Consider the following 13,767-nt stretch of genomic DNA (forward strand, 5'->3'; position numbering starts at 1 on the left):
TTTCGTCCGAACTAGGAGGCAAACCGGACGCATAGCAAAGAGCTATGTGGAGGATTTGCAGGCGTTGTGCGGGCAAAAAAGATGCGCTAAGATGATGGCGCTGAATTTATCAGTGCTTCCTACAGGAGCAATGGACGACGGCGGCGTTTGCTGTCCGGCGTATCAGAGGGAGGTTTTTCTATGATCGATATTTCCGATCGCATACCCAAGTCCCTGATGGACAGGATTGTGAGCGCGGAGACGGCGGCAGAATACTTTGCCGACGGCATGACCATCGGTGCGAGCGGCTTCACCCCGTCCGGCTATCCGAAGGCAGTCACGCTTGCCATCGCCGAGCGCATGAAGAAGAATCCGTTCAAGGTGAACATCTGGACGGGTGCTTCGACAGGGCCCGAGCTGGACGGTGCTCTGGCTGAAGCGGGTGGCATCAAGCAGCGTCTTCCCTATCAGACGAATACGCCGCTGCGCAATGCGATCAACTCCGGTCTCGTGAACTACATCGATATGCACCTTTCCGAGGTGGCACAGCAGTCGCGCGAGGGCTTCCTCGGCAAGATCGACGTCGCACTCGTCGAGGCGGTTGCCATCACTGAGGAGGGCATCATCCCCTCGACCTCGGTCGGCAATACGCCGTCGTTCATTCAGAGTGCAGACGTGGTCATCGTCGAGGTGAACACGAGCCAGCCGATGGAGCTTGTCGGCATGCACGATATTTACATTCCTCTCGATCCACCGAATCGTCTGCCGATTCCCATTACGAAGGCGGGAGACCGGATCGGAACGACGTTCATACCCTGCCCGCTCGAGAAGATCAAGTACATCGTCCCCTGCGACATCACGGACAAGACGCGTCCGCTCGCTCCGCTCGATGATGCGGCGCGCAAGATGGGCGCATTCACGGTCGAACTCCTCAAGAAGGAGATCGCCGAGGGTCGTATGCCGAAGGGACTCCTGCCCCTGCAGTCGGGCGTCGGCAACGTCGCAAACGCGGTTATCGCGGGCTTTGTGAACTCCGACTTCACGGATCTTGAGGTCTACACCGAGGTCATCCAGGACGGCATGTTCGACCTTGCGGATGCGGGCAAGCTGAAGTTCGCGTCGGGCACGGCGTTCTCGCCCTCGCCGGACGGTCTCCAGCGCTTCTACAAGGACATCGACAAGTACAAGAAGATCATGATGCTCCGCCCGCAGGAGATCTCGAATAACCCCGAGGTTGTCCGCCGTCTCGGCGTCATCGCGATGAACACGGCGATCGAGGTCGACATCTACGGCAACGTCAACTCAACGCACGTCACGGGCACGAAGATGATGAACGGCATCGGCGGCAGCGGCGACTTCGCACGCAACGCCTACCTCACGATCTTCTACACGCAGTCCGAGGCAAAGGGCGGCAAGATCTCCTCGATCGTTCCGTTCTGCTCGCACATCGATCACGGTGCGCATGATGTCGATATCGTCATCACGGAGCAGGGCGTTGCGGATCTGCGCGGCAAATCCCCGCGTGAGCGCGCACTCGAGATCATCAACAACTGCGCGCATCCGGACTTCCGTCCGATCCTGCTCGACTACTACGAGCGTGCACTTGCAGCGACCAAGGGCGCACAGACGCCGCACCTGCTCGATGAGGCGCTTTCCTTCCATCAGCGCTTCCTCGCGACGGGGTCGATGCAGAAATAAATTATAAAAAAGGGCACAAAGCCCTTTAGGGGGATATACCCCCAACAAAAGAACTGTAAAGGTAAAGGAGAATACTTTCATGAGCAATGAAAAGATCCAGGCGGGGCTTGACAAGTACAATGCTACCGTAGAAAAAGCAACGGCGAAGTTCCCGGCGCGTCCCCACATCCCCGAGCAGGGACTCTACACCCCGCTCGATATCAAGGAGACGGACTACGCAGAGGACATCGGCTTCCCCGGTGTCTACCCCTATACCCGTGGCGTTCAGCCGACCATGTATCGCGGGCGCTTCTGGACGATGCGTATGTACGCAGGTTTCTCCACGGCGGAGGAGTCCAACAAGCGTTACCGTTACCTCATCGAGAGCGGCGCAACGGGACTTTCCTGTGCATTTGACCTCCCGACGCAGATTGGCTACGACTCCACGGATGCCATTGCTGAGGGCGAGGTCGGCAAGGTCGGCGTAGCGATCGACTCGCTCGCTGACATGGAGATCCTCTTCGATCAGATCGACCTCGGCAAGGTCTCCACGTCCATGACGATCAACGCTCCCGCGTCCGTCCTCCTCGCGATGTATATCGCAGTGGCGGAGAAGCAGGGCGTCTCGGCGGACAAGCTCAAGGGCACGATCCAGAACGACATCCTGAAGGAGTATGCGGCGCGCGGCACGTACATCTTCCCGCCGCGCCCGTCCATGCGCCTCATCACAAACATCTTTGAATATTGCTCCAAGAACGTCCCGAACTGGAACACGATTTCCATCTCGGGCTACCACATCCGCGAGGCCGGTTCCACGGCATCGCAGGAGATTGCATTCACCATTGCGGACGGCATTGCCTACGTTGAGGCCGCCATCAAGGCAGGTCTCAGCGTCGACGATTTCGCAGGACGCCTCTCCTTCTTCTGGAACGCACACAACAACGTGCTCGAAGAGGTTGCGAAGTTCCGCGCGTCCCGCCGCATCTGGGCAAAGGTCATGAAGGACCGCTTCAAGGCGGAGAAGCCGAAGTCCATGATGCTCCGCGTCCACACGCAGACGGCAGGCTCCATGCTGACCGCACAGCAGCCGAACAACAACATCGTGCGCGTTGCCCTCCAGACCGCAGCAGCGGTCATGGGCGGCACGCAGTCCCTCCACACGAACTCCCGCGACGAGGCGCTTGCGCTTCCGACCGAGGACTCGGTCATGGTCGCCCTCCGCACGCAGCAGATCGTTGCGTACGAGAGCGGACTTGCCGATGTGATTGACCCGCTCGCAGGCTCCTACTACGTCGAAGCGATGACGAACCGCATCGAGGCAGAGGCTTGGGAGTACATCAAGAAGATTGACGATCTCGGCGGCGCTGTTGCGGCGATCGAGAAGGGCTACATCCAGAAGGAGATTCAGGACAGCGCCTACAAGTGGCAGATGGACGTCGAGTCCGGTGCCCGCGTCATCGTCGGTGTCAACAAGTTCCAGGTGGAGGAAGAGGCACCGAAGAACCTGCTCCGCGTCGACGCATCCGTCGGCGAGAAGCAGAAGGCGAAGGTCGAGGCGATGAAGGCGAAGCGCGACAATGCAGCAGTGCAGGCGGCGCTCGCAGACCTCAAGGCGGCGTGTGGCGACGAGAACGAGAACCTCATGCCCCACATCCTCGCAGCGGTCAAGACCTATGCAACGCTCGGAGAGATCTGCGGCGTCATGCGCGAGGTCTTCGGCGAGTACGAGGCACACGTCAACCTGTAAGAACGGGGTTCGGAAACGATTAGGTGAATGCAATGGGGGCGCGCCGCAGCGCAGGCTGCGGCAGCCCCGTTCAGGAGGAATATCAAAATGGCAGAGAAAATCAGAGTGCTCGTTGCAAAGCCGGGTCTGGATGGTCATGATCGCGGCGCAAAGGTTGTTGCCCGCGCCCTGCGCGATGCAGGCTTCGAGGTTGTCTACACGGGGCTGCGTCAGACCCCTGAGGAGATCGCTGAGGCGGCTCTGCAGGAGGACGTGAACGTCGTTGCGATGAGCATTCTTTCGGGTGCGCATCCGCATCTCTTCCCGAAGGTTGTGAATCTCCTGCGTGAGAAGGGCATGAACGACGTGCTCGTCATCGGCGGCGGCGTCATCCCCGAGGGCGACATACCCGCACTCAAGGATGCGGGCGTTGCCGCAGTCTTCACGCCCGGCACACCGACCGGCGAAGTAGTTGACTTCATCAAGGAACATGTGGCGTAAAACGCTGCTTTGAAAGTATGGATGACAGGCAGAGGGACTTCCGTCTGTCGTCCATTCGTTTGTTTCCTATGGAGCGACTGCGCGAAGGAGGTGGGCGCATGGATATTGCAGCCGAAGTGCTGAAAGGGAACCGCCTCGCACTCTCGCGTGCCATTACGGCGATCGAGAATGAGCGTGCATCGGCGACCGACATCATGAAAGCGCTCTATCCGCATACGGGACATGCCTACGTTCTCGGCATTACCGGCCCTCCGGGTGCGGGCAAAAGCACCATGACGGACAAGATTGCCAAGGAATACCGCAAGCGCGGGAAAACCGTCGGCATCATCGCCGTCGACCCTACGAGCCCTTTTTCCGGCGGTGCGATCCTCGGCGATCGCATTCGTATGAATGACCTGACCCTCGACGAGGGCGTCTTTATCCGCAGCATGGGAACGCGTGGCAGCCTCGGCGGCCTCTCGCACAAGACTGCGGACGCAGTAAAGGTCATGGATGCGTTCGGCAAGGACATCATCTTTGTCGAGACCGTCGGCGTCGGGCAATCCGAGGTGGATATCGTGCGGGCGGCGGACACTACCATGGTTGTACTGATTCCGGGCATGGGCGACGACATCCAGGCAATCAAGGCGGGCATCCTTGAGATTGGCGACGTGTTCGCGATCAACAAGTCCGATCTTGACGGCGCGGATAAGCTCGTCCGTGAGATCAATATGATGCTGGATCTGGACGATCATATGTCGGACTGGCGTCCGCCGATCCGTAAGGTCGTCGCGAATCGCGGCGAAGGGATCGCGGAGCTGGTTGACACCATCGAGGAACACCGTGCCCACATTGAAGGCAACGGTGTCCTCACAGAGCGGCGCACACGCCGCACACGCGATGAGATGCTGGATATCCTGCACGCAGGCGTCCGCCGTCACATCGAGCACCGCATTGTCGACACGGGAAGACTCGACGACTATGTGGCGAAAATCAAGGCGCATGAGACCGACCCCTACACCGTGGTGGGCGATGTCATGGCCGAAATGTTATCTTAAAAGTGGAAATTGATAGCAATTTCCCAAGGAGGAAGCACCTATGTTCAAGGTTCTGGCAGTAGATCACATCGGCATTGCCGTGAAGGATCTCGAAGAGGGGAAGAATTTCTGGTCGGACGTGATCGGCATTCCCTGCACGGCTGAGGAGACGGTTGCCGAGCAGAAGGTTACGACGACCTTCCACCCGACCCCGAACAAGAGCGAGATCGAGCTGCTGATCGGCACGGCTGACGACAGCCCGATCACGAAATATATTGAGAAGAAGGGCGAGGGCATCCAGCACATCGCTCTGCGCGTTGACAACATCGAGAACGCAATCGCCGACCTCATGGCGAAGGGCGTCAAGATGATCGACGAGAAGCCGCGTATCGGTGCGGGCGGCGCGAAGATCGCGTTCCTCCATCCGAAATCGACGAAGGGCGTTCTCCTCGAGATTTGTGAGCACGAGGATCGCTGAGCGAACTCTTCTTTAACACAAAGCCGCAGGGCGCTTCATTCCGGCGCCCTGCAGGTAAATATACAGGAGGGATATGATGTCCACAGTCCAGGAAAAAATTGAGCTCATGCTTGAGAAGAAAGAACATCTCATGCAGGGCGGCGGTGCCAAGAGCATCGAGAAGCAGCACAGCAAGGGCAAGCTCACCGCGCGTGAGCGCCTGAACCTGCTCTTCGATGAGGACACCTTCGTCGAGCTGGATATGTTCGTTCGCCATCGCTGCACGAACTTCGGTCAGGACAAGAAGGAGCTGCCGGGCGAGGGCGTTGTGACGGGCTACGGCACGGTCAACGGTCGTCTTGTCTACGCATTCGCGCAGGACTTCACGGTCGAGGGCGGCTCGCTCGGTGAGAAGCATGCACACAAGATCTGGAAGGTCATGGATCTTGCGATGAAGATGGGCGCACCCTGCATCGGCATCAACGATTCGGGCGGCGCGCGTATCCAGGAGGCGGTCGACGCTCTCTCGGGCTACGGCGGCATCTTCTACCGCAACACGAAGTCCTCGGGTGTCATCCCGCAGATCTCCGTCATCATGGGACCCTGCGCTGGCGGCGCGGTCTACAGCCCGGCGCTCACGGACTTCATCTTCATGGTGAAGAACACGAGCCAGATGTTCATCACGGGTCCGGCCGTCATCAAGTCCGTTACGGCGGAGGAGGTTACGGCGGAGGAGCTCGGCGGTGCGATGACGCACAACAGCCGCTCCGGTGTTGCACATTTTGCAGCGGAGAACGATGAGGACTGCATTGATCAGATCCGCTATCTGCTCTCCTTCCTCCCGAGCAACAACATGGAGGAAACACCGCGCGTGGAGACGGGCGATGACCCGAACCGTCAGGACGAGAGCCTCAATACGCTCATCCCTGACAATCCGAATGCGCCGTACGACATGAAGGATGTCATCCGCAGCCTCGTCGACAACGGCGAGTTCTACGAGGTGCACCAGCATTTCGCGACAAATATCATCTGCTGCTTCGCACGCTTTGACGGCCGCACGGTTGGCATCATTGCGAACGAGCCGAACGTCATGGCAGGCTGCCTTGATGTCGATGCGTCCAACAAGTCGGCGCGCTTCATCCGCTTCTGCGATGCGTTCAACATTCCGCTCGTCAACCTCGTCGACGTGCCGGGCTTCCTGCCGGGTGTCGATCAGGAGTACAGCGGCATCATCCGCCACGGTGCAAAGATGCTGTATGCATACAGCGAGGCGACAGTGCCGAAGGTCACGGTCATCACGCGCAAGGCGTACGGCGGCTCCTACATCGCAATGTGCAACCGCGAGCTCGGCGCAGATCAGGTCATGGCATGGCCGACGTCTGAGATCGCCGTCATGGGACCTGCGGGTGCTGCCAACATCATCTTCCGCAAGGATCCGGACAAGGATGCGCGCACGGCAGAGTACATCGAGGAGTTCGCGACCCCGTACAAGGCGGCAGAGCGCGGCTACATCGACATGGTTATCACGCCGAGCGAGACGCGCCCGTACATCATCACGGCGCTCAACGCACTCTCGAGCAAGCGTGAGGACAATCCCGCGAAGAAGCACGGGAACATTCCTCTCTAAAGCAGGAGGCAAAATATGGCTACAAATACCGTGGCGCCGGAGATCGTCGCCGCCATCACCGCTGCCGTTCAGTCGGCAATGGGGGGCAAGGTCGTCGCTGTGCGCATCAAGCCCGCAGAGGTCTGGACGCTTGCCAACCGTAGCAACCTTTGAGAATTCCTGCGCACGCAGGTAGTCTGTCGCCGAGAGGGGGCATAAGCGGATGTTGTCCGCGCTCCCCTTGGGAATATAAATGTTGGAGGAATAACACATGAAGAAGTTCAACATCACTGTCAACGGCACTGCTTACGAGGTTGAGGTCGAGGAGGTACGCGCAGGCGGCGCTGCTGCTCCTGCTGCTGCACCGCGCGCTGCGGCTCCCGCTCCCGCACCTGCTGCTGCACCGGCTCCGGCTGCTCCCGCAGCACCGGCAGCTCCCGCTGCTACGGCTGGAGCTGGCGAGCAGTCCGTGGACGCTCCGATGCCCGGCAAGATCATCGAGGTCAAGGTTTCGGTCGGTCAGGCTGTCAAGGCTGGCGACACGCTCCTCATCCTCGAGGCGATGAAGATGCAGAACGAGATCGCTGCGCCCGCTGATGGCACGGTCAAGGCGGTCAACGTCTCCGCAGGCCAGTCGGTCAAGGTGCGCGAGTCCATGGTCATCCTCGGCTAATCGCCGCATAGCGATAAAGCTCGATCGGGAGCCCCGCAAGGGGCTCCTTTTTGTTATCCTTGTCAAGGAGAGGCGAAAATGATAAAATAGAGCGATACCACTCATGACAGAAACGATCAGAGGAGGGCTCTATGCGCCTGAACATCCGAATCCTCGACAAATACATCTTTCGGGAGGTCTTTCAGTCCTTCCTCTTTGCAATCTGTGCGTTCTCAGCGGTCTTCATCGGCTCGGGCACGCTCTTTCGCATTGCGCAATACATTACGGACTACGGCGCATCACTGCCGTCGATCATCAAAATTTTCGTGTTCAGCCTGCCCGGGGTCGTCATGTGGACGTTCCCAATGTCGATGCTGCTTGCGAGCCTCCTGACGTTCGGGCGTCTCTCGTCCGCGAGCGAGATCACGGCGATGAAGTCCTGCGGCATCGGTTTCGGGCGGATTGCCGCGCCCGCGATCCTGCTCGGCTTTCTCGTGAGCGTCGGCGCGATCCTCTTCAACGAGCACATTGTGCCGCGTGCGAACACGGCGTACCGCAACGTCATTTACTATGAGATTGAAGGCAATTCGGGCATGAAGTCGCAGGAGCATCTCATCATCAAGGAGATCGAGGATGGCGCGATCCAGCGGCTCGTGTATGCGCGTTCCTACGATGCGGAGCAGCAGCGCCTCACGGGCGTGAGTCTGCAGGTGTTCGGCGCGGACGGCAAGGTCACGTACGTCGAGAATGCGGAGTACGCGGAGTGGACGGGTTCGGAGTGGATCATGCACAAGGGCGATGTCTATGAGATCGCGGACGAACATCTCGAGCGTCGCATGCGCTTTGAGACGCAGGTGCTGCCCATTCAGAAAGACCCGCGTCAAATCATAAGCGAACAGAAAAAACCAGAGGAGATGACGATGCGTGAGCTGCGTGAGCAGATTGCACTCATGCAGACGCAGTATGTCAATACCTCGAAGCTCGAGACGGAGCTCTATCAGCGCGTCTCGATCCCGATGGCGAGCCTCATCTTCACGCTGATTGGCGTGCCGCTCGGCCTCCAGCCGACGCGCAACTCCTCGTCGGCGGGCTTTGCTATGAGCGTCATCATCATCTTTATCTACTATGCACTCATGACGATGGGCAATGCATTTGCACGTGGTGAAGTACTGCCGGCGATGCTTGCCGTCTGGCTGCCGAATATCGTCGGCATCATCGCGGGGGCGGTTCTGCTGAAGCGTGCCTCACAGTAAAATTTGGAACACGATAGAAAGGGGTGACGCTCATGTACGGTATCACGCTCATCCTCGTTCTCGCGGTTGTCGGCGGCGTCATCGCCTTCATTGGTGATCGCCTCGGGACGCGCATCGGAAAGAAGAAGCTATCTATTTTTGGGCTGCGCCCACGCCATACGGCAGTGATTGTGACGATTTTTACGGGGATCTGCATCACGACGGTGACGTTCGGCATTCTCGCGGCGGCGTCAGAGAATGTGCGCACGGCGCTCTTCGGCATGGATCGGCTGAATGCGATGATTGCCGATACACGCGCGGCGCTTGACTTCACATCTGGGGAGCTGCAGCAGGCGCAGGAGGCGCAGGCAAAGGCAAGCAGCGATCTCAAGAAGTCCGAGGAGGAGATCGCGCGGCTTGAGGGTGAGCAGTCGGATCTGCGCGCGGAGTCGGATCGGCTGTCGGCAGGCAACCGCGCGCTCATGATGGAGAAAGAGGGGCTCATTTCCATCAACGGGCGGCTCTCGGGCGAAAATGAAACGCTGCTCGCCGACATTCAGGCGCTTGGCGTGCGTGCAAATGAGCTGCGCGAGAACATCCTGAATCTGCGCGAGGGGAACATCACCTATCAGGCGGGTGAGATCATCGCGAGCGGCATCATTCCCGCAGGACTCAGCCACGATGAGGTTGAGCGCGGACTAGCGGGGATTGCGCAGCTCGGCACACGCAACATCTCCGCGCGCCTCGGGGAGAACCATACGGATCAGGACATCTGGATCTATGGGCCGGAGTACGATGCCGCCGTGAAAGCAATCGAGGCGAGTTCCGTCGATATGATCGTGCGCATCGTTGCGGCGGGGAATCTCGTGCGCGGGGATGAGATCCGCGCGTCCTTCGAGCTGTACCCGAACCGTGTCATCTATCACGACGGCGAGCTCATCATTGCCCGTGTCTATGCGCCCGAGGGCATGGGGGCGGCTGCGGAGCAGTCGGTCATGTCATTCCTGCGCGAGGTCAATGCTGCGGCATCGGCAAAGGGCATCCTGCCCGATCCGATTCGCGGAACGGTTGGCGTGATCGAAGGCGCGGAGTTCTACACTCTTGTGCAGGATCTCGCGGGGCAGTCGGGCGCGGTTGTCATCTCCGCCTATGCGGACGGCGATACGGACGCAATGGGGCCTCTGCGGCTGAAATTCAAGATTGAAAGTGAAAACGGGGGCGGCGCATGAGCTGCCCCGTCCTTGCGATTGACCCCGGACGCGAGAAATGCGGCGTCGCCGTGCTTGCGGCAGATGGGCACATTCTTGTGCAGGAAATTGTGCAGACAGAGGCGCTGACGGATGTGGTCGGTGCACTTGCTGCGGCATATGAGCCGACCATTATCATGGGAAACGGGACGACGAGTGCAGAGGCGCGTACCCGTATAGAGGCATTGGGCGCCACGGTGACGCTGGTCGATGAGTACCGCACGACAGATGGGGCGAAGCAGCTCTATTGGGAGGTACACCCTCCGTGCGGATGGCGGCGGTTCGTGCCGCGCGGCATGCTCGTGCCGCCCGTGCCTGTAGATGATTTCGTCGCTGTGATCCTCGCACGGCGGTTTTTGCAGATACAAATTGTTTGATTGACAGAGCACCTATCCTGCGGTAAGATTACTAGAAGTATGCTTGCAGAGAACCTCAATGAAGGAGAGCTATAATTCATGCCCGATAATGTCTTAGCATTTATGATCGCGCTTGGCATGGCGCTCGTGCTCACCCCCGGCGTCATTGCCTTTGCGCGCCGCACGGGGGCGCTCGACAAGCCCGACGCGCGCAAGGTGCACGCGCGCCCGATCCCGCGCATCGGCGGCATCGGGATCTACGCCGCATTCATGGTGTCGATCCTCGTACAGCTCATCTTTGTCGATCTTAGCCCTGAGTTCATGATGAGCCTCATTGGACTCATGGTCGGCGGCACGATCGTCGTCGCAATCGGCATCATCGACGACTACTGCGACCTGCCGGCTAAGGTGAAGCTGCTCGGGCAGATCGTTGCCGCCGCTGTGCTTGTCATCGCGTTTGATGTGCGCATCGACTTTATCACCGACCCACTTGGCGACTTTATCTATCTGGAATGGTTCGCAATTCCCGCGACAATTTTCTGGGTTGTTGGTCTGACGAATACCGTGAATCTGATCGACGGGCTGGACGGTCTTGCGGCAGGGGTCTCCTCGATTGCCGCGATTACAATTTTTCTTGTCGCAATGGAGGAGGGCATCCCCTTCGTCGCGATGATGACGGCGGCGCTCGCGGGCGCGGCGGTTGGCTTCCTCTATTACAACTTCAACCCCGCGCGCATCTTCATGGGCGACACGGGGAGCATGTTCCTCGGCTTCATGCTCGCGGGCATCTCCGTCGTCGGCGCAGTCAAGAGCGCTGCGACCATTGCGCTCATCGTTCCGATTCTCGCGCTCGGGCTGCCGATCCTCGACACGACGTTTGCCATCGTGCGGCGCGCGCGCAATCATCGCCCGATCTTCAAGCCGGACAAGGGGCATCTTCACCATCGCCTCCTCGCGCACGGCTTCACGCAGAAACAGGCGGTGCTGCTCATGTACGTTGTGAGCGGCCTCTTTGGGCTGTGTGCGCTTGCCCTCACGGCAGTCAGCCCCCAGGCGGCAGCACTCATCATCCTGATTGTCGCGGCGGCGGTTTTTATCGGCGCGCGCAAGTTGGGCATTTTCCGCATGGATGTGCCGCAGAAATAGAACTGAAAAGAAACTTTTCCGAAGCGCACCCCCGCAAGGGACTTCAACCGCAGGATTCAAAATATTTGAGCTAGAAATATAAATTTGGGGATTCCATATCCAGAGAGGAGCAAAGGCAGAATGACCGGCAAAATCAAAGTCATGTCGATCTTTGGCACGCGTCCCGAGGCAATCAAGATGGCACCTGTCGTCAGGGCGCTCATGCAGCACACGGACGAGATCGAGATGCGGACGCTCGTCACGGCGCAGCACCGCGAGATGCTCGATCAGGTGCTGCACCTCTTCCACATCGTCCCCGACTATGACCTCAACATCATGGCGGCAGGGCAGACCCTCTTCGACATCACCACGCGTGCGATGATGGGCATCAACGAGGTCTTTCAAAAGGAGAGACCCGACCTCGTGCTCGTCCACGGCGACACGACGACGACATTTGCGGGCGCGCTTGCCGCATACTACCATCAGATCCCCGTCGGTCACGTCGAGGCGGGGCTCAGGACGCATGACATCTATTCGCCGTTCCCCGAGGAGATGAACCGCCGCCTGACGGGTGGGATCGCAACCCTACATTTCGCACCGACGCCGACCGCACACGCGAACCTCGTCGCCGAGGGCGTGCCCGAGCGGCGCATCTTCGTCACGGGCAATACGGTCATCGACGCACTGCATCACACCGTACGCCCCGACTATGTCCTTCCCGCAGAGTTGGCGGGTGTGGACTTTGCAAATCACCGCGTCCTCCTCGTCACGACACATCGGCGGGAGAACCTCGGTGAGCCGATGCGTCACGTCTACCGTGCGATTCGCAGCATCATCGAGCAGATGGACGATGTGGAGGTCATCTTCCCCGTCCACCGCAACCCAAAGGTGCGCGAGATCGTGCGCGAGGAGCTCGGCGGAATTTCGCGCGTGCACCTCATCGATCCGCTCGACTATGAGCCGTTTGCAAATCTTATGGCGCGTGTTGACATCGTGCTCACGGACTCGGGCGGCATTCAGGAGGAGGCTCCCTCGCTTGGCAAGCCCGTACTCGTGCTGCGTGATACCACAGAGCGCCCCGAGGCAGTCACGGCGGGGACCGTGCGGCTCATCGGTACGGATGAGCAGCGCGTCTATGACGAGACTATGCGCCTCCTGACCGAGCCGACCGCCTATACGCACATGGCGGAGGCGGTCAATCCCTACGGTGACGGAGAGGCATCGCGCCGCATCATCGAGGCGATCCTCTATCATGCGGGACACGCACAGACACCGCCGGAACCGTTCGGGGCATAGGGATTCTTTCGCGTGCGCAGGGAGGGAGAACCGATGGAGCAGAAAAATACGCCGCCATCCGCAGGCGTTGAGGCTCTGCGTGCATGCGGTCTCCTCTCGGGTGTCGGCATCTACTTTGTCGTCTTTCTTGGCGTATTCATCTTTCTCGGCAAATGTGCCGACGACTTCCTCGGCACGGGGCATGTCTGCACCATCGTGGGCATTCTCCTCGGCTTTCCTGCCGCGATCTACAGCCTGTATCGGCAGCTGAAACACTATAAGCTTGTATAAATCCCTGCAAAGCTCAATGTGCTTTGCAGGGCATATTTACAGAAGGAGAGGCAGTATGGAAAATTTATTTGAGCAGATTCGCGCTTTTCTTTCGGCTCCGACTGAGAACGCGGACGAATTTGACGCGAGCGATGCGCTGATCTGGGTGGATTGGGGAGAGGAGGACGATGCCGTTCTTGGCTATCTGAACGATGTTCTCCCCGAGGCGGCGCAGATTGATTACGAATGTACGGATTCGGCGGAGGAGCGCGGCTTTGATATTCTCCTAAAGGTGGATGGAGCAGCGCACGCCATTCCCTACGCGGCGGATGCGGCGGACAGGGACACCACGCTGAAGGCAGCGCAGGAGTATCTTGCGCCCATGTATGAGATTCGCTGGTATATGGGCTCGCTCGGCAGCGATACGCTTGCGTTCTGTGTGTTGCAGGCGGAGCAGTGGAGGCGGCTCGCGCAGGAGTTCGGTGCGGAGACTCTGGACTACTATTTCGCACCGATTGATGCGGACAGCAAGATGTTCGAGATGGACGCGGACGAGGTCTTCGATCTGCTGGAGCAGAGAAAACAATAGTACAGATAAACGAACACAACCGCCCCGCAGGGTTGAACCTTGCGGGGCGGTTTCGTGTG

Annotated in this window: 15 protein-coding genes; all 15 read left to right on the forward strand. The window is 59.3% G+C overall.

Annotated elements, in window-relative coordinates; all coding sequences use genetic code 11:
- Positions 1–180 precede the first annotated feature (180 nt).
- The 15 genes from H1B31_RS04500 (at position 181) to H1B31_RS04570 (ending at position 13,708) form a co-directional block, all read left to right on the forward strand.
- Complete coding sequence (locus H1B31_RS04500; protein ID WP_185981058.1) at positions 181–1,677, forward strand: succinyl-CoA:acetate CoA-transferase ScpC; 1,497 nt, start codon at positions 181–183, stop codon at positions 1,675–1,677.
- A 79-nt stretch (positions 1,678–1,756) separates the two neighbouring features.
- Positions 1,757–3,403, forward strand: a complete 1,647-nt coding sequence (locus H1B31_RS04505) for an acyl-CoA mutase large subunit family protein (RefSeq protein WP_009441357.1) — start codon at positions 1,757–1,759, stop codon at positions 3,401–3,403.
- 87 nt (positions 3,404–3,490) lie between these two features.
- The gene (locus tag H1B31_RS04510; RefSeq protein ID WP_006692994.1) at positions 3,491–3,883 is read left to right on the forward strand and encodes a cobalamin B12-binding domain-containing protein; all 393 of its coding nucleotides are present in this window, start codon (positions 3,491–3,493) and stop codon (positions 3,881–3,883) included.
- Positions 3,884–3,981: 98 nt separating this feature from the next.
- Entirely contained in the window at positions 3,982–4,920 is a 939-nt protein-coding gene (meaB, locus tag H1B31_RS04515; protein WP_185981059.1) for a methylmalonyl Co-A mutase-associated GTPase MeaB, read from the forward strand.
- A gap of 40 nt (positions 4,921–4,960) precedes the next feature.
- Complete coding sequence (gene mce, locus H1B31_RS04520) at positions 4,961–5,377, forward strand: methylmalonyl-CoA epimerase (RefSeq protein ID WP_006692992.1); 417 nt, start codon at positions 4,961–4,963, stop codon at positions 5,375–5,377.
- A gap of 76 nt (positions 5,378–5,453) precedes the next feature.
- Positions 5,454–6,983 carry a methylmalonyl-CoA decarboxylase subunit alpha gene (gene mmdA / locus H1B31_RS04525; protein WP_037346712.1) on the forward strand — a complete coding sequence of 510 codons (1,530 nt, stop codon included), beginning with the start codon at positions 5,454–5,456 and terminating at the stop codon, positions 6,981–6,983.
- 15 nt (positions 6,984–6,998) lie between these two features.
- Positions 6,999–7,136, forward strand: coding sequence for a hypothetical protein (locus H1B31_RS04530; protein ID WP_009441352.1), 138 nt, complete (start codon positions 6,999–7,001; stop codon positions 7,134–7,136).
- Between the two features lie 97 nt (positions 7,137–7,233).
- On the forward strand, positions 7,234–7,635 hold the full coding sequence (locus H1B31_RS04535) for a biotin/lipoyl-containing protein (RefSeq protein ID WP_009656385.1): 402 nt from the start codon (positions 7,234–7,236) through the stop codon (positions 7,633–7,635).
- Between the two features lie 131 nt (positions 7,636–7,766).
- Positions 7,767–8,867 carry an LptF/LptG family permease gene (locus H1B31_RS04540; RefSeq protein WP_185981060.1) on the forward strand — a complete coding sequence of 367 codons (1,101 nt, stop codon included), beginning with the start codon at positions 7,767–7,769 and terminating at the stop codon, positions 8,865–8,867.
- A gap of 32 nt (positions 8,868–8,899) precedes the next feature.
- A complete protein-coding gene (locus H1B31_RS04545) occupies positions 8,900–10,075 on the forward strand; it encodes a DUF3084 domain-containing protein (protein ID WP_185981061.1) in 1,176 nt (391 codons plus the stop codon).
- Positions 10,072–10,470: a RuvC family protein gene (locus H1B31_RS04550; RefSeq protein WP_185981062.1), complete on the forward strand. Its 399-nt coding sequence runs from the start codon at positions 10,072–10,074 to the stop codon at positions 10,468–10,470. Before H1B31_RS04545 ends, H1B31_RS04550 begins: the two co-directional genes overlap by 4 nt.
- 78 nt (positions 10,471–10,548) lie before the next feature.
- Complete coding sequence (locus H1B31_RS04555; protein ID WP_185981063.1) at positions 10,549–11,595, forward strand: glycosyltransferase family 4 protein; 1,047 nt, start codon at positions 10,549–10,551, stop codon at positions 11,593–11,595.
- 120 nt (positions 11,596–11,715) lie between these two features.
- Positions 11,716–12,870 (forward strand): non-hydrolyzing UDP-N-acetylglucosamine 2-epimerase, encoded by a 1,155-nt coding sequence (gene wecB / locus H1B31_RS04560; RefSeq protein ID WP_185981064.1) that lies wholly within the window; start codon positions 11,716–11,718, stop codon positions 12,868–12,870.
- Between the two features lie 33 nt (positions 12,871–12,903).
- Positions 12,904–13,140 (forward strand): AtpZ/AtpI family protein, encoded by a 237-nt coding sequence (locus tag H1B31_RS04565; protein ID WP_185981065.1) that lies wholly within the window; start codon positions 12,904–12,906, stop codon positions 13,138–13,140.
- A gap of 55 nt (positions 13,141–13,195) precedes the next feature.
- Positions 13,196–13,708: a glutathione reductase gene (locus H1B31_RS04570; protein WP_185981066.1), complete on the forward strand. Its 513-nt coding sequence runs from the start codon at positions 13,196–13,198 to the stop codon at positions 13,706–13,708.
- Positions 13,709–13,767: the final 59 nt, after the last annotated feature.

Source organism: Selenomonas timonae, assembly GCF_014250475.1.
Lineage (GTDB): Bacteria > Bacillota > Negativicutes > Selenomonadales > Selenomonadaceae > Centipeda > Centipeda timonae.

Coding starts and splice junctions, on each gene's coding strand:
- H1B31_RS04500 (WP_185981058.1), top strand. CDS start 181: ATGATCGATATTTCCGATCGCATACCCAAGTCCCTGATGGACAGGATT.
- H1B31_RS04505 (WP_009441357.1), top strand. CDS start 1,757: ATGAGCAATGAAAAGATCCAGGCGGGGCTTGACAAGTACAATGCTACC.
- H1B31_RS04510 (WP_006692994.1), top strand. CDS start 3,491: ATGGCAGAGAAAATCAGAGTGCTCGTTGCAAAGCCGGGTCTGGATGGT.
- meaB (WP_185981059.1), top strand. CDS start 3,982: ATGGATATTGCAGCCGAAGTGCTGAAAGGGAACCGCCTCGCACTCTCG.
- mce (WP_006692992.1), top strand. CDS start 4,961: ATGTTCAAGGTTCTGGCAGTAGATCACATCGGCATTGCCGTGAAGGAT.
- mmdA (WP_037346712.1), top strand. CDS start 5,454: ATGTCCACAGTCCAGGAAAAAATTGAGCTCATGCTTGAGAAGAAAGAA.
- H1B31_RS04530 (WP_009441352.1), top strand. CDS start 6,999: ATGGCTACAAATACCGTGGCGCCGGAGATCGTCGCCGCCATCACCGCT.
- H1B31_RS04535 (WP_009656385.1), top strand. CDS start 7,234: ATGAAGAAGTTCAACATCACTGTCAACGGCACTGCTTACGAGGTTGAG.
- H1B31_RS04540 (WP_185981060.1), top strand. CDS start 7,767: ATGCGCCTGAACATCCGAATCCTCGACAAATACATCTTTCGGGAGGTC.
- H1B31_RS04545 (WP_185981061.1), top strand. CDS start 8,900: ATGTACGGTATCACGCTCATCCTCGTTCTCGCGGTTGTCGGCGGCGTC.
- H1B31_RS04550 (WP_185981062.1), top strand. CDS start 10,072: ATGAGCTGCCCCGTCCTTGCGATTGACCCCGGACGCGAGAAATGCGGC.
- H1B31_RS04555 (WP_185981063.1), top strand. CDS start 10,549: ATGCCCGATAATGTCTTAGCATTTATGATCGCGCTTGGCATGGCGCTC.
- wecB (WP_185981064.1), top strand. CDS start 11,716: ATGACCGGCAAAATCAAAGTCATGTCGATCTTTGGCACGCGTCCCGAG.
- H1B31_RS04565 (WP_185981065.1), top strand. CDS start 12,904: ATGGAGCAGAAAAATACGCCGCCATCCGCAGGCGTTGAGGCTCTGCGT.
- H1B31_RS04570 (WP_185981066.1), top strand. CDS start 13,196: ATGGAAAATTTATTTGAGCAGATTCGCGCTTTTCTTTCGGCTCCGACT.